Here is a 19,502-nt window from a genome sequence, read left to right on the forward strand (position 1 = left end):
GAAAAGAATAGGTAAGGTGATGGGAGAATGGATAAACAACAATTAGCCAAAGAGATTATCCACCATATAGGAGGCGAAGCCAATGTACTTTCGTTAGTACATTGTACAACGAGACTTCGTTTTACCGTAAAGGATAAACATAAAATCAATAAATCAGCTATCCATCAATTACCAGGTGTGATTCAAACAATCTTTATTGCCGGCCAATTTCAATTGGTGATCGGCAATGAAGTGAATGCTATTTATCGAGAGATTATCAAACAATTTCCAATTGATAATACCACATCACAACAAAAACGCAACTGGTTTGATAAGGCGGTAGATACCATTTCAGGGATATTTATGCCTTTATTAAGCGCATTAATAGGGGCAGGGATTCTTAAAGGTCTGCTTCTGTTGTGTTTAAACCTTGATCTGCTCCATGAACAGTCAGGGACCTATCAAGTGTTTCACGCTGCCTCGGATAGCTTATTTTATTTCCTTCCCATGCTGCTGGCTTTTACTGCCGCCAGAAAATTTGATGCAGACCCGATTGTTGCGGTTGTAGTCGCTGGAGCCTTGTTATATCCTGAGCTAAGTGAAATTTTTCAAGAACAAGGGGATCTTTCATTCTTGGGAATCCCGATTATTGTTACCAACTATGCTACAAGTGTTATTCCAATTATTATTGCTGTTTATATGTTGGCCAAATTGGAACATGTGTTGAATGGCTGGCTGTCACCTACACTCCAAACCTTTGTAACTCCCTTATTACTGATTGCGCTTATGGTTCCTGCTTCCATTCTTATATTTGGTCCTATTGGTTTGCTGTTGGGTGACCATATTGCAACGGGCTATATGGTCATCTATGAGAATAGTGCCATACTTGCTGGGATACTGATTGGCTTCTTTTGGCAAATATTAGTGATTGTTGGATTGCACTGGGGGCTTGTTCCGATTGCCTTTAATAACCTTAGCTATTTTGGATCAGATACATTTACAGCAATGTTAGCCCCTGCCGTGTTTAGTCAAGCAGGCGCGACATTTGGTGTGTGGTTAAGGACAAAAGATAAAAAGCAAAAGCGTTTAGCAGGTCCCGCCAGTTTTTCTGGTTTACTCGGTGTAACAGAGCCTGCTATTTACGGGATCAACCTTCGTTTAAAACGGCCTTTTTTTATTGGCTGTGCGGCAGGTGCCGTTGGTGGTGGAGTGGTAGGATTTGCTGGCACAGCAGCCAAAGGAGCTTCCTTACCAGGGTTGCCTGCATTACCGGTTTTTTTAGGTGAAGGGTTCGGCTTATTTTTGTTAGCCATTATCAGCAGTTTTGGTCTGGCAACTATATTAACTTTTTTATTTAGCGTAACCAAAGAACAGACCATAACCCTTGATGACAACAATCAAGCAACCGAGCAAACGACGACGAAATTAGCGAAAATAGAGATAGCCAGTCCTTTAAATGGAGCGGTGGTTCCGTTATCTGAGGTGGATGACGCAATCTTTTCATCCGGAGCGATCGGGGAAGGAGTAGCGATTATCCCGATCAATGGGGTGTTGCAATCACCCATTTCAGGGACCGTGACCTCGTTGTTTCCCACTCATCACGCCATTGGAATGACATCAGATGAGGGGGTACAGTTATTCATTCATCTAGGTATAGGTACCGTCCAATTAGATGGAACATTCTTTTCCATGGAGGTACAAACCGGAGATAGCGTTCGTCAAGGAGAAACAATCGGCTCCTTCGATATCTCAGGTATTACGGAGGCAGGCTATGACATGGTAACACCAGTTATTATTACGAATAGTGATCAGTTTATGGAACTGCTCATCACGGAAGAAGAGAACATTATATGCGAAGAGCGGCTAATGACGGTTATCAAATGAGCATGAATAAACCACCCATATCATTATGGATGGTTTATTTTCGTTTCAGCTAGCATCGTTTTTATTGCGGAAGCGACGCCGTTTTCCTTGTTAGAGACGGTCACATAATCACAGGCCGCCTTAATATCAGGAGCGGCATTTCCCATGGCAACACCACGCCCAGCCATTTTTAACATGGAGAGATCATTATAGTTATCACCAATCGTCATCACTTCTGACATGTCGATCCCTTGTTTTTCCGTATAGGAAGCAAGAGCGATCCCTTTCTGTGCTAGGGGATGGTTGAATTCTAAATTGGATTCTCCTGAAGAGGTGACGGCTACTTGCTGACCATCGGCGAAGTGATGTTGGACCTCCCGCAGTATGTCATTATCTAATGAAAAGGCTAAAATTTTATAGACCTCCATCTCTTTTTGGTTAAATAGTGCGGTAAAGTCATCGATAATCGTAATCTCTTCTTCTTGAAAACGATTCGTCGCCATCGCTCTTATCTCTTTTTTATTCAAATGAGGAAAGGCGGTAGCTCCTATGTCCACCATTACTTCAATGAATGCTTCTCTATCCTTTGCGAATCCACCTTGATTCGTGAATGCCTCGAAGTAAATGCCATGTGTTTCGCAGATCGCTTGAATTTGCGTACATGTTTTTTTGGTCATCGGTGCAGAGGAGAATACATCACCATTCTCTAGATATACTTTTGCTCCATTAAGGCAAAGAATGGGACAAGTAAGCCCAGCGTTTTCCAATGGTTTTTTGGCTGCGCTATAGGAACGACCAGTAGCCACCATAACCTCGATTCCTCGTTTTTTTGCTTCCATAATTGCCTCTTTATTTGCCTCACTGATTTCGTGAAATTCATTTAATAATGTGCCGTCTAAATCTGTTGCAATTAATCTCATAGGGTCCTCCATTACGTTTGATTCTGTCTTTATTATCATACAACAAAATGACAAAAAAATGTTGTGACAGATACTGAATGATCCCTTTTTTTCAGTAGTTATCAAACGACAGAAGTGTTATACAAGCTGCATCGTTGTAATACAGGTAGCATCATCTTCAAATGTGGATATCGTTGCCTCTGTTTGTTTATCTTCGAAAGTAATCGTTACGTCGAAAGTTTGGTTTCTTGGCAGCCATAGATCAATAAAGCCATTGTCAAAGGATTCTATCGTATCATCAAGAATGACATTGCCATCGGTATCTTCAATATAGACATCAAACGTGGCATTCGTCAACTCGCTTTGACACCCTGTCAAGCTATGAAATGTACAAGGATGCGTCGTGTGAACATAGGGAGCAATAGAAACAAAGAATTCATCTTCAGGTAATTCATATTGGGCTTGTTCGCTATCTTCTTCCACGGTTAAATGCGTCGCATCAACCGACGCGTTAACAGCAGTACGTTGGTCTGTACTGTAATCATGAATCAATGATTTAATATCTGTTTCCGCAGTTGTATCGTCGTTATTGCTGCACGAAGCTAAGATCAAGAGGAGGAAAAAAGACAGCATGGTTATTCGCTTTTTCAAAAAGACACCACCTTATATAGAATACTGCCTCCATTATAGCACGCTGTTATGAAAAAAGGAGGACTTCACAAAATTGTAGAAAGTGGGTGGAAGAATGGCGCGTGTAGTTGACATCATATAAAATCGTCCGGAAAAAGTGATAAACGGTCAGGGATTTAAGTAAAACCGTCAGGAAAATGACTGGAACCGTCGGGAAAACGAGCAAAACCGTCAAGAAAAGCGTTCAACCGTCTCAGACAGTCACTTCAAATATCCCATAGAAAAAGCGCACCTAAAGTTAGATGCGCTCCTGTTTATCAGTCACCATTAAAGATGGAATTCTTCACAATAACATAATCCACCGTGCCAATAGCGGCAAGTGTCTTTCCACCGGCATAGGAAACAGCAGATTGCAAATCTTGTTCCATTTCTGTTAAGGTATCTTGCAAGTAGCCTTTGTGCTCAACATGCATTTTTTTACCTTCGACGTTTTTGCGTTCTCCTTTTTGGAACTCGGAGGCAGAGCCGAAATATTCTTTATACAGCTGACCGTTTACTTCAATGGTTTCACCTGGAGATTCCTCATGACCAGCAAATAAAGAACCGATCATGACCATGGAGGCGCCAAAACGAATCGATTTGGCGATATCACCATGGGTACGAATGCCACCATCAGCGATAATAGGCTTAGTGGCTGCTTTGGCACACCATCTTAAGGCAGCTAATTGCCAGCCTCCCGTACCGAAACCTGTTTTTATTTTTGTGATACAAACCTTACCTGGACCGATACCGATTTTGGTTGCGTCGGCTCCTGCATTCTCTAACTCACGCACTGCTTCAGGGGTGCCAACATTGCCTGCAATGACAAAACTGTCCGGCAGATGGGTTTTTAGGTGTTGAATCATCTGGATTACACCGTTGGAATGCCCGTGGGCAATATCAATAGTTATATATTCTGGCACAAGTCCTTCTGCAGCAAGCTCTTCTACAAATGTGTATTCTTCTGGTTTGATACCAACACTAATGGAAGCGATTAATTTTCTCTCCTGCATTTGTTGAATAAATTGCTTCCTTGTCTCTGGTTCAAATCGGTGCATAATATAGAAATAATTATTTTCCGCTAAATAGGTAGCAATTTTTTCATCCATAATCGTTTGCATGTTAGCTGGTACTACGGGCAAGCGAAAAGTATGTTTACCAAATCGAATCGATGTATCACATTCACTTCGACTTTCTACCATGCATTTTGCGGGAACTAGCTGTACATCTTCATAATCAAATACATTTTCCACTGTTTTCACCTCTAAAAACGAACAAAATTTATGAAAAAGGCAAAAAATATTCGCCTTATGTAATATAATATAGATAAGAAAAAAAGTCAAGAAAGCGGATTATGATAAATAGTGATCCTTCCGATTCGCGTTCAAAAAGTTCGATAAAGAGACACGTCGACTAAAACTGCAACGTCCTGTTGTAACGCAGAAATTCGATGCGTCCTTTTTTATTAGGCTTTTTGACAAGCTCTTCCATCGAAAAATGGACTCCCTCGATAAAGATAGAGTCCATGCTAGATCTGCTTAGCGCTGCAACGGTCCGCCGGTGATACTGGTAAGCTGGTCATTGACTGCAAAGATTCTGCTGCGGACATCAATGATGCCAAAGCCCGCCAATCTGTTCATGTGCATATCGATATATTTCTTAGCTGTTTCTCGTGTTTCAAAAAGGTATATTCCACCCGCTTCCTTTGTTTCCGGATTCTCTGTCCACACCTTCCATATAAAGCCTTCTTCCTGGTTGATACTCTCTGCCAAACCGGCAAAAGTTTCAACCATTTCTTCTCCAAAAGGTCCATTCATGGGAAAGTCGACTTGTAAAATATATGCCATGATTATACTCCTCCATTCCAGGTAAGATAAAATTCTCCAAATATTTTATCGATTTTATATGCTTGGGAAGCCAGTTCCTTTTCAATAAAAAGGTCCAGTTCAGCTGGTTCCAGGTCGTACATGACCTCTATTTCCTTGGCAAACAGTAGTTGTTCCTTTTGCAGCAAAGAGGCAAGGGATGGCGATTGCTTGGCGGACAGGTCTTCTGTATCCAACACTTGTTTTAATCCATCGATGTAGGCTTGTAAAGGACGGGTTCCAGCAATTTTTACACCTTGATTTTCTTCATTAACCATAATGATAGAAGGAAAACCTCTAACCCCTAATTTGGCAGCAAGGGTAAAGTCGTCTTGCAATAATTGTTGGCCAAGTGGCTGATCTACCTTTTGAAAAATGGTTGTGCCATCTAATCCGAGCTGATGGACGATCTCTGTCATCACAGCTGGTTCTGCAATGTTTTGATTAAAGACAAACAGAGCTTCCCGAGCCCGGCGTAAAAATTGTTCGGCGAGTGATTCATTATATTCTTGTTGAATCACTTTAAATACACGAGATGGCGGGTAGGATGACTGTACAGGGTTGTCTGCCATTAAGCTGCCATCGATGGGCATTCTGGCATTTTCACCTACTTCTTTCCAATGTGGGACGACATCCGCTGGTTTATAAATACCATTTTTAGGATCGATGGGACCGTCATGCCATTTTTCCAATAGTCCGCCCATGACCGTTTGAAAATGAAAATATTCGCCATATTGTTCTGTGAAACGGCGCAGGACTGGTTCAAGTGCCCAGCAGTGAGAACATATTGGATCTGTGACATAGTATAGCTGTACGGATTTTTTAGGTTGGTTAAGGTTGATTATCTCCGTTTCCGCCTCGTCCGCTATTCCACAAATCCCTGTTTCGATATCGCAAATCATTTGGTTACGATCTTTCATTTTGTTCCTCCTCCTTATCTATAAAAAAGGTTGGATGAGTTGCTCATAAGCCTATTTTATTACATACTAATAATGATTCACATCAATAGTTTGTGTAAAATGTCGTTTATACAACAGAACCAGACAATTGTCGAAAAAATAGATGGAGGGATCAGCGATGACCCAATCAAAGACAGATCCTCGCATAGAACGAACCCGGCGGTGGATTCTGGATGCCTTTATTGAATTATCCGCTCAGAAAGAGTTTAAGGATATAACGGTGAAGGATATTACCAATGAAGCGAAGATTAATCGCACCACTTTTTATTATCATTTTGAAGATATTTATGATTTATTGGACAAGGCACTATCTGAAGTGCTATTTATTGAATTGAACAAGGAAGATTATCAACATAACGAATTAAATGAAGAAAGTTGTGTGCAAATCTTTAAGGCGATTACTAATTTTCAACGTTCGTTATCGAATCGCTGCCATCGAGGCTATGAAGATATCATTGCGAAAATTATTAGAGAACAATTGGAGATTATTTTTTATTGTTTGTTAGTAAAGCAACAGCAGACAGTAGAAGAGAAAGATCTAAGGACTACGGCGGCGATGTTTACCTGGGGGATCTATGGCGCCTCTGTCGAATGGGGTAAGTCAGGTCAACATATAGGGCCGGAAGCATTTATTCAACCGGTCCTCGCATGTATTACCAGAGCATTGGGCAGTAAAAAGGAATGAGGAAAGATAGGATAGGTGATTTTTCAATGAGAAAAGCAGGCTTGTCCATATACAAGGTTAGCCTGCTTTTCTATTACAAGGAATGATTTATTCGTTCACATGCACCATAAATTCGGTGTGCTCATGTAAATCATTGTCACCATTCACATGTACGACGATATCATGGTGGACCGCTTCTGTAAAAGTATGAGTGGCTTGATAGATGCCTTGTTCCGTCTCTTCAGCCTCCACCCACTCATGATTCTCACTTCCTTCAGGGATAATTTCATAACGGACACGTGCTCCTTCATAGGCACTGCCATCCAGACTTAGCTCGGAAGTCAAAGCTACCTCTTCATTCACAGAGACATCTGTCGGTTCCTCGACCGCAATCTCAAAATCATTGGCATGTTCGTGCTCACCGTCTTCATGTTCATGGGTTGCAGCTTCTTCATGCGTATCAGAAGCTTCTCCGTTGATCGTAATGGATTCTAAAGGCATACTGTGTATATCTTTTGCCGTTGTGTGTGCATATATTTCATAGGTGCCAGGCTGTTCGAAGACAACTTCAGCCGAATAGGTGCCATCTTCATTATTTGTTGATTCGACAGTTACTGTATTCTCCTCATCTTCTACATGCCAATACTCATAGTTCATTTCCTGGGCATCTGTAACTAATTCATCCTCACCATAGGTTACAGTAGAAACGAGTGTTACCGTTTCTCCAACTTCTGCTTCTTCCGGCAGTTCAAAATCTACGCTTATACTTTTTAACTCTTCTTCAGCTTGCGTTGTCTCTTCCTCATCTGTATTACCGCAAGCCGTCAAAAGTACCCCTAAAACGATTACAAATAGAAACCTTTTCATTGATTTTCCTCCCATGTTGATAAGTGCATCATAAGGTTAATATACTGTTTTGCTGCTTCATATGCAATGAATAATGTGTGACAATTTATTTCAGTGTGCTCCATATCAACCTTTGAATGTTCATGGTAAGCAATTATCTTGATTTAAAGATAATTGCTTGATAAGATATGTAGCGTCTCGTTTAAATAGACAAATTAGAAATCATATAAAGGAGTATAGACACCATGACAAACGTAGCAATTGTATACTATAGTTCAACAGGAATCAATCATCAGATGGCCAAATGGGCGGAAGAAGCGGTCCAAGAAGCAGGGGCAGAAGCAAAGGTAGTACGTGTTGCTGAGACAGCACCAGAAGCTGCCATTGCACAAAACCCGGCCTGGGAAAAACACTATAAAGAAACGCAAGACGTGCCGCTAGCAACCTCAGAGGATATCTTGTGGGCTGACGCTATTATTTTCAGCATGCCGACTCGTTTTGGTAACATGCCTTCTCAAATCAAACAATTTATTGACATACAAGGTGGGCTATGGGCTCAAGGAAAGACAGCCAATAAAGTAGTAACGGCGATGTCTTCCGCTTCCAACCCTCACGGAGGTCATGAAGGAACACTATTAAACTTCTATACTTCTATGATGCATTGGGGCGCCATTATTGTCACACCTGGATATACAGACGCCTCTGCTTATACTTCCGGCGGGAATCCGTATGGAGCAAGTGTCACGCAAAGTCAGGAAGATGGTTCCATGGTAGAAGATGTGCAAGAAGCCGTCAAACACCAAGCACGTCGGGTATTAGAAGTGGCAACCAAATTAAATCAGTAGTTTTTTCACTTGCATCAAGCAGGTGATTATGTCAAAGTAGAGGAAGACAAATGAAAAGACATGTAGGGGGACCAGTGTTGCTGGTTGAGATGGTATCCGCAAGATGCCGACTCTTAGAACCTGATCTGGCTGAGACCAGCGTAGGGAACATACAAGATAATCCGAATCTGACCATGTATGCACCCTAGGCTAATAAGTCTAGGGTGTTTTTAATTAGCGAAAATGTGCAGATCATCGGTGTTTCCCTGTGCCCACCGTTAACGAATCAGGGCATGCTTTTCAAAAAATAGGGGGGACATACAGTGAAGAAATGCATCATGGTTTTTGTAAGTTTATTGTTCGTATTAGTTGGTTGTGGCTCAGATGATAACCAAGACAATAGTCAATCCGAATTGGAAGAGGTAACCTTTGTGTTAGATTGGACACCTAATACCAATCATACTGGTCTCTATGTGGCAGAAGCAGAAGGTTATTTTGAAGAAGAAGGCTTGGCGGTAGATATTGTGATGCCAGGTGAGGCTGGAGCGGACCAGACCGTTGCAAGCGGACAGGCCGAATTCGGTGTAAGCTACCAGGAAGCTGTCACGGAAGCAAGGGTACAGGATATTCCTTTAGTATCGATTGCCGCAGTGATCCAACATAATACTTCTGGTCTGGCTGCACCCGTTGATAAAGAAATTACTTCTCCTAAGGATTTTGCCGGCAAAACATATGGTGGCTGGGGAGCGCCAGTTGAGGAAGCCGTATTGGATGCCTTAATGAAGCAAGAAGGAGAATCCGTTGCGTCATTAGATATTATGAATATAGGAAATACCGACTTTTTTACAGCGGTGGAACGAGATGTTGATTTTGCCTGGATTTTCTATGGTTGGACAGGTATCGAGGCAGAGCTGCGTGGAGAAGAGATCGATATGATCTATCTCACCGATTATTCGGATCGCCTTGACTATTACACGCCGGTGATTTCTACCAATGAACAAATGATAGAAGAAAATCCAGAAACAGTCGAGCGATTTATCGCAGCCGTTAGCAAAGGCTATCAATTTGCTATAGATAACCCGGACGAAGCGGCAGATATCTTGATTGAGGCCGTCCCGGATCTTGATGAAGAACTAGTGAGAGCTAGTCAAGAATGGTTGTCGCCTAAGTATCAAGACGATGCAGCAAGATGGGGCGAACAGTCCGAGACGGTTTGGCAGAACTATGCCGATTTTATGTATGAGAATGAATTATTAGAGCAAGAACTGGAGGCTGATCAGGCCTTTACTAATCAATTTTTACCAAAATAAGAGCATGTGCAAAAAGTCAAATCAACAGGAAAATAATAAGGAGGAATATGCAATGGCAGAAGCGTTAGTCAGTATTCAAATTATCCCTAAGACACCGAATGGAGAAGACTCTATCCCATTGGTGGACGAGGCAATTGCCGTTATCGAGGAAGCAGGGATTCCGTATCAAGTGGGTCCATTAGAAACAACGATGGAAGGGAATATGATAGAACTGTTTACCGTTATTGAAAAAATGAACCAGCGGATGCATGAGCGGAATTGTCCTAGCGTGATCTCTCAAATCAAGGTATACTCACGGAAAGATCAACAGGCCTCAATGAAAGAACTCACAAAAAAATATGACTGAAGGGATCGTCCTATCCTTCATCAACAGGTCTGTTTAGTTAGGAGCAAAAGTAATGTGGAGAAAAGCATTTGTACCATTTATAGTCATCTTATTCGTATTACTCGTTTGGGAATCAGCCTGTAGATGGTTTCAGCTTCCAGCTTGGGTATTACCAGCACCGACCGCTATTTTTCAAGAGGCGATTGATAGCTGGTCCAATTATCGCCACCATTTGTTATCTACCGTCACGTTAACAGGGAGCGGTTTTATCATTGGTGTAACAATTGGAATTCTTATTGCGATTGTACTGCATACCTTGCCACGGCTGCAGGAAGCCATCTACCCATTATTGATCATGTCGCAGAATATACCAATCATCGTATTGGCACCATTATTGGTTATTTGGTTTGGCTTTGGTATGATGCCAAAACTGTTAATCATTATACTTGTTTGTTTTTTTCCGATCACCGTTGCATTAATTGATGGATTACGACAAACGAGCCCTGAACTGATGCATTATATGAAGATGGCTGGCGCCAATAAAAGACAAATCTTCAGCAAATTAGAAATGCCGAATGCCTTACCTCAGCTGTTTTCTGGGCTGAAGATTTCGGCTACCTATAGTGTCATGGGAGCGGTTATTTCTGAATGGCTCGGTGCCAAGAATGGAATTGGTGTGTATATGACCTTGGCTTCGTCATCGTTTCGCACCGATCGAGTCTTTGTGGCTATTTTCTTTATTATGCTGTTTTGTATGGTCTTTTTCGGTCTAATTTTATTAGTAGAGAAATGGACCTTGAAATGGCGCCCTAGTCAGGAGGATGCCTCATGAGTACCTTAACCTTAGAACATATTCACAAACAATTTGGATCACAAACGGTTTTAGATGATTTATCCTTTACTGTCCATGAAGGGGAGTTTGTATCTCTGCTCGGCCCATCTGGCAGTGGGAAAAGCACGATTTTTCATTTGATTGGTGGCTTATACCGCCCGGAGAAGGGCCGTATTTTGCTAGATCAAACCAATATTGTAGGTAAAAAAGGTTCGATTAGTTATATGCCGCAAACACCCTCTCTTTTTCCATGGCGGACCATTTTGGACAACGTAGGGTTAGGAGCAGAGTTATGGGGAAAACCGGACCGAACCAAGGCGATGGCCATGTTAGAACGTGCCGGTTTGAAGGAGTATGCCCAACGGTATCCCCATGAACTGTCAGGGGGAATGAAGCAGCGAGCAGCATTTGTGCGTAGTTTGTTGAGTCCTCAGTCATTTATCTGTCTGGACGAGCCATTCTCTGCATTGGATGAGTTTACCCGATTAGAGATGCAGAAATGGCTGTTATCGATTTGGGAAGAAGAACGTCCATCCGTCCTATTTGTGACACATAATATTGAGGAAGCTATATTTCTTTCTGATCGAATTCTAGTATTAGGATCGAAGCCAGCTCAGGTAGTGGATGAATTTACGATCGACTTCGCCCGTCCGCGAGACCAGGCTTTAACCATAAGTGAAGAGTTTCTTCGAGTAAAAAAATCTATTTATCAAACGTTAAGGGGGATACTGGATGATTGATGCGCATATTCATTTAGACTGGTACAAGGAAGAAGAACGTCGCCGCTTATTGGACAGCTTAACCGTTGATGGCATGATTGCCGTCTCCCATAATTTTCAAAGCTGTAAAGACGTATGGCAGTTAGCCCAGCAATATGATGTTGTGCATCCTGCTTTTGGCTGGCATCCAGAGCAGCCACTGCCAAATAAGGACGAGCTACAAAATATCATGCATTGGATCGATCAGCACTATCGAGATATGGTGGCAGTTGGTGAGGTTGGGCTTCCTTATTATACAAGACAGGAAAATCCTCAGCTGGATTTGCAGCCATATCAAGCGATTTTAGAAGCATTTATGGAAAAAGCAAGTACTTATCAACTTCCCATTGTCTTACATGCTGTTTATGAAGATGCGGATGTTGTATGTGATCTACTCGCCAAGCATCAGATTAAAAAGGCTCATTTCCATTGGTTTAAGGGATCCGAAGCGACAATAGAGCGTATGATCGAACAAAAGTATCGAATTTCTATCACACCGGATTGCTGCTACGAGCAAGAGATTCAGGAGTTGGTAAAACGATATCCATTGGCATTAATGATGGCGGAAACAGATGGACCATGGTCTTTTGAAGGACCCTTTCAAGATCAAATGACTCATCCGAATATGATAGAAGCAGTCATCAAACAGATCGCGACGTTAAAACAACTACCATGGGAAGAAGTCAGTGAACAACTAACTAGAAACACGGTGGAGTTTTATCAATTGTAGCAAACATCTGAAAGCTAAACATAATCGCTGGAAAGCTGGGTTGAGGTACCCAGGGAATATTTCTTAAGGGCTAATTAATAGGAAATAACATTATATCAAGATGTTATACGAAGCATTTTGTTGGAAATAATAATAACAAGTAGTAAAATTGGGATAGAACCTTAGAAAAGTTCCAAAACAACAGAAAGAAGGCGTTTGAATATGAAGAAATTTTACCTTATACTTGCTGCATTATTCCTTGCGCTCGTATTAGTGGCTTGTGGCAGTGACGACAGTGGTGATAATGAAGAAGCGTCATCATCAACAGGAGATGCAGATGTAGCTATTACAGCGTCCAATTGGGAGTTTGATCAAGAAGAGTATACCGTACCTGCTGGAGAAGTGACGGTAAGCTTAACGAATGATGAAGGTATGCACGGTGTGGAAATAGAAGACACCAATATCTTGATTGAAGGCGATGGTGAAGCGACCGATGAATTAGAGCCTGGTGAATATCATATTAGATGTTCGATCCCATGTGGAGAAGGTCATAGTGACATGACGGCCACTTTAATTGTAGAATAACTACAGATAGCCCCTTACCAGTATGTTGGTAAGGGGTTTTTCGCGAGTGGCAGCACATACCACTAAAGGGTGAAAGTCCCGAATGCGCCGCCCAGCCGGAAAGCATTAGCTGACATGTAGTGCGCGTACTGTGAAGTAGCGTGCGGAGGACATGAAAGCAAACCTCTGACCAGAGCTGGAATCCCACGATGGCATGAGAGAAGGATGACTGTGCAAAACAACAGGAAGTCCAAATAGCTGGCAATCTCGACATGTTAGGAGGGCTGTGCTAGAGGGAAAGGGTATGATGTGACCCATTGAGATCTTCTTTCTTCCTGTATAGGCAGGTATTGTCGTCGCAAGGGTAAACCGAGGACGCAAGACGAGGAGGAAGAAGTCAGAGATCGCCATAGTAGTGAAGAAGCTTATGCCGAAGACCTACTGGTAACAGGAGCGAGGACAGCACATAAGTGAAACGGTACGAAGATATCGTTGCGACGTCTCTTTCAAAAGAAGAGAAAGTGGTGTGAAGGGCGTGACCCATAGAAGCATTTTGTGAGTAGGTTTGCTTAGGACTGTGGAAGTAGACAGAAGCTGGATACGCGTCAAGAATCGACGGAAGCCAGGGTGGAACAAACGGGTACACCGTCTACCGCCGAAAGAGGGAAGAAGAGGTATTGCGACGAGCTAAGAACCTTGGAAATTCGCTCTTTCCCAAGGAGAAACAGTAACCGGGGAAGCAAGAAAGCAGAGACGTAAGGGGAATAAACAGATGAAGAAACGGATATGGTATAGCTTGTATGACAAAGTATATAAGCGAAGCAACTTGAAGCAAGCTTTTGACCAGGTGAAGTACAACCAAGGCGCACCGGGAGTGGATAAGGTAACGATCGACGTCTATGAACAAGACTTGGAACACCATCTAGAAGTGCTCCAACAACAGTTGAAAGACAAAACGTATCGTGCTAAGCCCGTGCGGCGAGAATGGATCGAGAAAGACAATGGGAAATGGCGTCCGTTAGGGATTCCAACGGTAGAAGACCGGGTGGTACAGACAGCGTTATGCCAAGTATTGGAGCCTATCTTTGAAGGAGACTTTCTATCTGTCAGTTATGGATTCCGACCAGGGATCAGTGCCCACATGGCGTTAGATAAGGTTACTGAACATCTCCAAGCGGGATATTACTATGTCATGGACGCGGACCTACAATCTTACTTTGATACCATTCCGCATGATAAGTTGGAACAACAAATCAGGAAACGAGTGACCGACGGATCGGTCATTCAACTGATCTACCAATTCCTGTGTGCGGGTGTGATGGAAGGAGATCACTATCAAGAGACGCGACAAGGGGCGCCACAAGGTGGTGTCATCAGTCCATTAATTGCTAATATTTATCTTCACCAATTAGATGAGTTGATGGTAGCTCGAGGCCATCGAATCGTTCGCTTTGCGGATGATTTTATCATCTTGTGTAAAAGTCAGAAGGGTGCGGAAAGAGTAAGAAGAAATGTCACAAGATTTCTGGAAGAAGATCTAGGACTTACCGTGAATCAAGAGAAAACCAAGGTTGTGTATGCGTGGGAAGAGCCATTTACCTTTCTTGGCTATGAGTTCATACGTACCATTCGCCGAATAGACCCAAAGAAAGTGAAGAAGTTCAAAGAAAGGGTCAAAGCCATCACGAGAAAGAACCAAACCGTGGACATTCAGACCCTTATCCAAGAACAACTGAATCCCTATTTAAGAGGCTGGGCGAATTATTTCCGATATGGGAGTGTGAAGTCGTCCTTTAGAGAATGGGATAGTTGGGTGAGAAGAAGATTACGGATGGTACAGCTAAGGAGTTGGCGACACGTAAAAAGTCTCCACCGTCTCTTGAGAAAGAAAGGATGGAGAGAAGAAAACCTTAGAGGGATTCGAATGTTTGCTTGGCGAAGTTCGAAGAGTCCCATGGTTCACGCAGCGTTAGATAACGAATTCTTTCACAAGCTAGGTCTCGTTAATTTAGTAACTGTTTATGATGAACGTTATCTCTAAGAGGGATATATGGGAGGAGCCACATGCGTAGGACCGCACGTGTGGATCTGTGAGAGGCGTGGCCAGTAATGGCGACGCCTACTCGGTTATTTACCGATACTACGGATGACAGTCTTCGTTTATTTGTGTTAGACTTTGATATAATCGTACTTATTTGTTACAAAGAGGTAGGATTTCAAGAAGATTGCTGAAAGGAAACTAGAAGTAAACACTTGGAAAAAATCAAATGAAGGAGGGATATGATGAAACGCTATTTCCTTTTTATCAGCAGCTTTATCCTAATAGGTGTGCTATTTCAGATGCTATCTGGGCTGACGCTTACCTATTTCTATACCCCGGATATGTCGAATGCATGGGAGACAAGTGGACTCTTATCTCAAGAAATAGTGCTGACAGGCAGTAATCATACGCTGCAGTGGATCACTGTCTTAATGGCTGCTACGCTTGCTTATCTTGTAGCTAATAAGGGTACTTACCAACGTTGTCACTTTAGGAGTTATTTTGCACCTATTTTAATCGTTATTTTGCATTACAAGTTAATAAGGCTAGAGTCAGGAGGTATATAGAAGTCCAATTTCTCAGTTCTAAAATTAAGAAATTGGACTTCTATCGTGACTCCCAAAAGGCGGTCTTATATGTCAAACGAGCGCTGATTCTTATTAGAGAAAAGCGTTCCGATTGTTAAAGAAATGAGAATAAAGCGTTAAATGTACCATTTTCAAACAATATATAAATCCCTAACCCAATGAATACAATAGGTACAATCCAACGTTCATATTTCTCAATTTTTTCTGATACAAAATCTAAGGAAGCTAAGCGATAGCTGACATAACATAAAACAGCAACCATAATCAAAAAGACAATAACAGCAATAAAGATTTCAGACATATTTAAGGTCGTGAAGTACGGTATATAAATCGAAAAGTCATCCGCACTGGAAGCTAATACGATGAAAGTCATCGTCAAAAATAACTGATTAAATTTTCCAGAGGAGAATAAAGATAAAATACTACTTTCATCTTCATCCTCTTCTCCTTTAATCCACATTTTCACACCTAAGTAAAGTGGTAAAAGTCCAAGTAGTCCGATAACCCATTGCTGAGGAATTAAATTTACAACCCCCTGTGCAACTAAAAGACTTGCTCCTATAACAATTGCAGTCCCTATATATTGTCCTATCCAAATATGTTTCACCTGACCTTTTTTTACTTGCGAAAACAAAAGAATTAATATAACGAGATAATCAATTCCTGTTGCTACATATACCGCAGCTGCTGTAAGTATCGTTGCGATCATTTTTCCATCTCCAATATTTTAGGTTTAGGGGTAGGACTTTTCTTCAAATTGAAAAGCCCCCCTTGAATTGCGCACAGCGTGACCTTACTATTCTGTTTTCTACCTATTTATCCTTCACTCTCATCAGTCGTAAACTATTTAATGCTACCAAAATAGTAGCTCCCATATCGGAAAGAATCGCTATCCAAAGGGTTAACCATCCCGGGATAACTAATAGTAAGGCAATTATTTTAATTCCGATAGCAAAAGTGATGTTAGCTTTAATGATATTTAAAGTTTTTCGACTGAGTCTTACTGCAAATGGAAGCTTACTTAAATCATCTCCCATTAATGCAATATCAGCTGTTTCAATTGCAGTATCCGTTCCAGCACCGCCCATTGCAATTCCAACAGTAGATGCAGCAAGTGCTGGAGCATCATTAACGCCATCGCCAATCATAGCTACATTATCATGCTCCGATTGCATTTTTTTAATATAATCTAATTTATCCTGTGGCATCAATTCAGACTGAATATCAGAAACGCCTACATGTGTACCGATTGCATTTGCAGTACCTTGATTATCACCTGTCAGCATAATTGTTTGCTTGATACCTAACTGATGAAGTTTTTGAATCACATTTTTACTTGTTTCACGAACCTCATCTGCAACGGCAATTACGCCGAGAATTGTTTTTTCCGTTCCAATAATCATGGCTGTTTTTCCTTGGTTTTGTAGGATTTTCACATTGTTTTCAAACCCAAGGCTAAAATCGGAAACATTTAATTCCTTGAAAAGTTTTGGGCTTCCAATATAGTAAGTAGTTCCGTTTACAATCCCTTTTATACCTCGCCCAGTAATCGAAGTGAATTCTTCCACTTGTACATTAGAATAAGGGATATTATCTTGCTCTGCCTTTTTCATTATTGCTGAAGCAAGTGGATGTTGTGAACGATATTCTAAAGCTGTAATGGTAGAGAATAGCTCTTTTTCTTCCACTTGGTCATTTAATACTTCAAAATCTGTTACCACTGGTACACCTTTTGTCAGTGTTCCTGTTTTATCAAATGCGACTGCCTTAATGGCTCCTAATTTCTCGAGATAGACACCACCTTTAACCAACACACCTTTTTTCGCTGCATTTCCAATTGCCGAGACAATCGAGATTGGAGTAGAAATAACTAATGCACAAGGACATCCAACTACAAGAACTGCTAATCCTTGATAAACCCATGTATCCCAACTGCCACCAAAGAATAGGGGTGGAACGACTGCAACCAAGGCTGCAATAACCATAATGATCGGAGTGTAGTATTTCGCAAATTTATCAACGAATGCTTGGGCTGGAGCACGCTCCCCTTGTGCTTCTTCAACAAGATGAATAATCTTGGCAATGGTTGTATCTTCTACGTATTTGGTGATTTTTACTTCAAGTAGTCCCTCTTCGTTAAGCGTACCTGCAAATACTTCGTCATCTACCGCTTTGGAGACGGGAACAGATTCTCCTGTTATAGCTGCCTGATTGACAGCCGACAAGCCATTCACAATGATTCCATCCATGGCAATTTTCTCCCCTGGTTTGACAATCATGATATCACCCACAGCGATATCGTCCACATGGATTATTATTTCCTGACCATTTCGTCTAACTAGTGCTTCTTTTGGGGCGATATCCATCAATGAACGTATGGATTGTCTTGCTCTGTCCATAGAGAAGCGTTCAAGTGCTTCACTGATTGCAAAGAGAATAACAACAATAGATGCCTCTGCCCATTCACCAATAATGGCAGCTCCAATAACGGCAACGGTCATCAGGGTTTTCATGTCGAAATCAAAGCGTATCAAATTTTGAAAACCGACTTTAAATAATGAATATCCGCCAATTACAATAGAACCTACAAATAACATGGAAGTTACGAGGTTATCTTCTCCATTTACAAAGTGAGAAAGGTAACCAAAAGCAATTAGTAGTGTGGCAAACAGCAATGTACTATGTTTTTTATAAAATGGTGTTTTCTCTTCTTTATGAGCCTTAGTGTCATCTTTAACCCTTTGTATCGTTTGATTCGCTAGTTTTTCAGGAGATACTTTTAGATTCTCAAAAGCACCTGCTTTTTCAAGTTCTTCAACCGATGCATTTCCATATACATCAATTTTAGAAGCGCCAAAGTTTACTTTTGCATCCTCAACTCCAGCTATTTGTTTTACATTTTTTTCAAACTTCCCCGCACAATTTGCGCAGGAAAATCCTTCCACACGGTAAACGTTTTTATCTTTAATTACCACAGGTTCTACCCGTCTTTTAGGTTTCTCTGGTGCCACTTTAAGATTTTCAAAAGCACCAGCCTTTTCTAGTTCTTCAACAGTTGCACTGCCGAAGACATCAATTTTTGAAGCTCCAAAATTTACTTTTGCGTCCTGAACGCCTGGAATCTTTTTAACATTTTTCTCAAACTTTCCTGCACAATTTGCACATGAAAATCCTTGGACCCGATAGACGTTCATTTCTTCTTCCATTAGTTTAACCTTTTGTTCAGACATTGACCTTCACTTCTTTCTTATGTGCTAGGGCGATCATCATTATCTGCCTGATATGTTCATCATCTAAAGAATAGAAAGCTAGTTTTCCTTCTTTTCTAAAGTTGACCACCCCTTGCTTATAAAGCGTACGTAAATGATGAGATGCATTTGCTATCGTAACACCTAAGATATTTGCTATATCACAAACACACAACTCTTCATCCTGACACAGAGCGTAAGTAATTTTTGCTCTATTTTCATCGGCAATAGCCTTTAACATTTGGCTAACACCAGAAATATCAACTGTTTGTAAATCCCCTTGTATTCGATTAACCTTTTCTTCGTCATAACAAAAAATTTCACAAGTATCTTTCTTTTTCATATTATCATCCCATCTTCATTCAAATATTTATTTGCATATATTATAACCATTTTCGACACATCATTCAAGCAAATATTTGAATAAAAATAAAAGAAGTAAGTAGGGCATAAAATTCTAGTCTCAAAAACAAATGTTTTTGAGACTTTTTTCTTTCACGATTAAATGGCTTATAATTAATGTGAACTTAGTCTTTAAAGATTGCTCAAAAACTATGTAT

The 19,502-nt window shown here is 41.2% G+C and carries 20 protein-coding genes and 1 riboswitch; of the genes, 11 read left to right on the forward strand and 9 right to left on the reverse strand.

The features are described 5' to 3' along the window. Positions 1 to 27 precede the first annotated feature (27 nt). Complete coding sequence (locus BN6556_RS03515; protein ID WP_066187219.1) at positions 28 to 1,863, forward strand: beta-glucoside-specific PTS transporter subunit IIABC; 1,836 nt, start codon at positions 28 to 30, stop codon at positions 1,861 to 1,863. Between the two features lie 23 nt (positions 1,864 to 1,886). Here the strand turns inward: BN6556_RS03515 and BN6556_RS03520 are convergent, their stop codons facing one another. From BN6556_RS03520 to BN6556_RS03540, 5 genes are all read right to left on the reverse strand, one after another. After that, positions 1,887 to 2,762: a Cof-type HAD-IIB family hydrolase gene (locus BN6556_RS03520; RefSeq protein WP_066187220.1), complete on the reverse strand. Its 876-nt coding sequence runs from the start codon at positions 2,760 to 2,762 to the stop codon at positions 1,887 to 1,889. 117 nt (positions 2,763 to 2,879) lie between these two features. Further along, complete coding sequence (locus tag BN6556_RS03525) at positions 2,880 to 3,392, reverse strand: CueP family metal-binding protein (protein WP_066187223.1); 513 nt, start codon at positions 3,390 to 3,392, stop codon at positions 2,880 to 2,882. Positions 3,393 to 3,688: 296 nt separating this feature from the next. After that, positions 3,689 to 4,663 (reverse strand): GMP reductase, encoded by a 975-nt coding sequence (gene guaC, locus BN6556_RS03530; RefSeq protein WP_066187224.1) that lies wholly within the window; start codon positions 4,661 to 4,663, stop codon positions 3,689 to 3,691. A 285-nt stretch (positions 4,664 to 4,948) separates the two neighbouring features. Further along, a complete protein-coding gene (locus tag BN6556_RS03535) occupies positions 4,949 to 5,257 on the reverse strand; it encodes a monooxygenase (RefSeq protein ID WP_066187225.1) in 309 nt (102 codons plus the stop codon). A gap of 2 nt (positions 5,258 to 5,259) precedes the next feature. Next, positions 5,260 to 6,195, reverse strand: coding sequence for a DsbA family protein (locus tag BN6556_RS03540; RefSeq protein ID WP_066187227.1), 936 nt, complete (start codon positions 6,193 to 6,195; stop codon positions 5,260 to 5,262). A 157-nt stretch (positions 6,196 to 6,352) separates the two neighbouring features. Here BN6556_RS03540 and BN6556_RS03545 point away from each other — a divergent pair, with 157 nt between their 5' ends. After that, positions 6,353 to 6,919: a TetR/AcrR family transcriptional regulator gene (locus BN6556_RS03545; RefSeq protein ID WP_066187228.1), complete on the forward strand. Its 567-nt coding sequence runs from the start codon at positions 6,353 to 6,355 to the stop codon at positions 6,917 to 6,919. A gap of 87 nt (positions 6,920 to 7,006) precedes the next feature. On the opposite strand, the gene BN6556_RS03550 is transcribed toward BN6556_RS03545, so the two are convergent. After that, positions 7,007 to 7,765, reverse strand: coding sequence for a FixH family protein (locus BN6556_RS03550; RefSeq protein ID WP_066187229.1), 759 nt, complete (start codon positions 7,763 to 7,765; stop codon positions 7,007 to 7,009). A 224-nt stretch (positions 7,766 to 7,989) separates the two neighbouring features. On the opposite strand from BN6556_RS03550, the gene wrbA reads away from it, so the two are divergent. From wrbA to BN6556_RS03595, 9 genes are all read left to right on the forward strand, one after another. Further along, a complete protein-coding gene (gene wrbA, locus BN6556_RS03555) occupies positions 7,990 to 8,589 on the forward strand; it encodes an NAD(P)H:quinone oxidoreductase (RefSeq protein ID WP_066187233.1) in 600 nt (199 codons plus the stop codon). A gap of 54 nt (positions 8,590 to 8,643) precedes the next feature. Next, positions 8,644 to 8,753: riboswitch (TPP riboswitch) on the forward strand. A 138-nt stretch (positions 8,754 to 8,891) separates the two neighbouring features. Then, positions 8,892 to 9,878: an ABC transporter substrate-binding protein gene (locus BN6556_RS03560; protein ID WP_066187234.1), complete on the forward strand. Its 987-nt coding sequence runs from the start codon at positions 8,892 to 8,894 to the stop codon at positions 9,876 to 9,878. Positions 9,879 to 9,930: 52 nt separating this feature from the next. Beyond that, the gene (locus BN6556_RS03565; RefSeq protein WP_066187236.1) at positions 9,931 to 10,224 is read left to right on the forward strand and encodes a thiamine-binding protein; all 294 of its coding nucleotides are present in this window, start codon (positions 9,931 to 9,933) and stop codon (positions 10,222 to 10,224) included. Between the two features lie 52 nt (positions 10,225 to 10,276). Beyond that, positions 10,277 to 11,035 (forward strand): ABC transporter permease, encoded by a 759-nt coding sequence (locus BN6556_RS03570; protein WP_066187238.1) that lies wholly within the window; start codon positions 10,277 to 10,279, stop codon positions 11,033 to 11,035. Further along, a complete protein-coding gene (locus BN6556_RS03575) occupies positions 11,032 to 11,775 on the forward strand; it encodes an ABC transporter ATP-binding protein (RefSeq protein WP_066187241.1) in 744 nt (247 codons plus the stop codon). The genes BN6556_RS03570 and BN6556_RS03575 overlap by 4 nt, the downstream gene beginning before the upstream one ends. Then, positions 11,768 to 12,523 (forward strand): TatD family hydrolase, encoded by a 756-nt coding sequence (locus BN6556_RS03580; protein ID WP_066187243.1) that lies wholly within the window; start codon positions 11,768 to 11,770, stop codon positions 12,521 to 12,523. The genes BN6556_RS03575 and BN6556_RS03580 overlap by 8 nt, the downstream gene beginning before the upstream one ends. 201 nt (positions 12,524 to 12,724) lie before the next feature. After that, entirely contained in the window at positions 12,725 to 13,087 is a 363-nt protein-coding gene (locus BN6556_RS03585) for a cupredoxin domain-containing protein (RefSeq protein ID WP_066187245.1), read from the forward strand. Between the two features lie 751 nt (positions 13,088 to 13,838). Continuing rightward, entirely contained in the window at positions 13,839 to 15,107 is a 1,269-nt protein-coding gene (gene ltrA, locus BN6556_RS03590) for a group II intron reverse transcriptase/maturase (RefSeq protein ID WP_066187247.1), read from the forward strand. 239 nt (positions 15,108 to 15,346) lie between these two features. Further along, on the forward strand, positions 15,347 to 15,673 hold the full coding sequence (locus BN6556_RS03595) for a hypothetical protein (protein WP_148436651.1): 327 nt from the start codon (positions 15,347 to 15,349) through the stop codon (positions 15,671 to 15,673). A 115-nt stretch (positions 15,674 to 15,788) separates the two neighbouring features. Here BN6556_RS03595 and BN6556_RS03600 read toward each other — a convergent pair whose 3' ends face one another. The 3 genes from BN6556_RS03600 to cadC all read right to left on the reverse strand — a co-directional run bounded on the left by BN6556_RS03600 (position 15,789) and on the right by cadC (position 19,285). Next, positions 15,789 to 16,403, reverse strand: coding sequence for a CadD family cadmium resistance transporter (locus BN6556_RS03600; RefSeq protein WP_013730037.1), 615 nt, complete (start codon positions 16,401 to 16,403; stop codon positions 15,789 to 15,791). A gap of 103 nt (positions 16,404 to 16,506) precedes the next feature. Then, the gene (locus BN6556_RS03605; RefSeq protein WP_066187251.1) at positions 16,507 to 18,924 is read right to left on the reverse strand and encodes a cadmium-translocating P-type ATPase CadA; all 2,418 of its coding nucleotides are present in this window, start codon (positions 18,922 to 18,924) and stop codon (positions 16,507 to 16,509) included. Further along, positions 18,917 to 19,285 (reverse strand): Cd(II)/Pb(II)/Zn(II)-sensing metalloregulatory transcriptional repressor CadC, encoded by a 369-nt coding sequence (gene cadC, locus BN6556_RS03610; RefSeq protein WP_011304078.1) that lies wholly within the window; start codon positions 19,283 to 19,285, stop codon positions 18,917 to 18,919. The genes BN6556_RS03605 and cadC overlap by 8 nt, the downstream gene beginning before the upstream one ends. Positions 19,286 to 19,502 lie beyond the last annotated feature (217 nt).

It is taken from the genome of Gracilibacillus timonensis (genome assembly GCF_900086715.1).
GTDB classification, from domain to species: domain Bacteria; phylum Bacillota; class Bacilli; order Bacillales; family Amphibacillaceae; genus Gracilibacillus; species Gracilibacillus timonensis.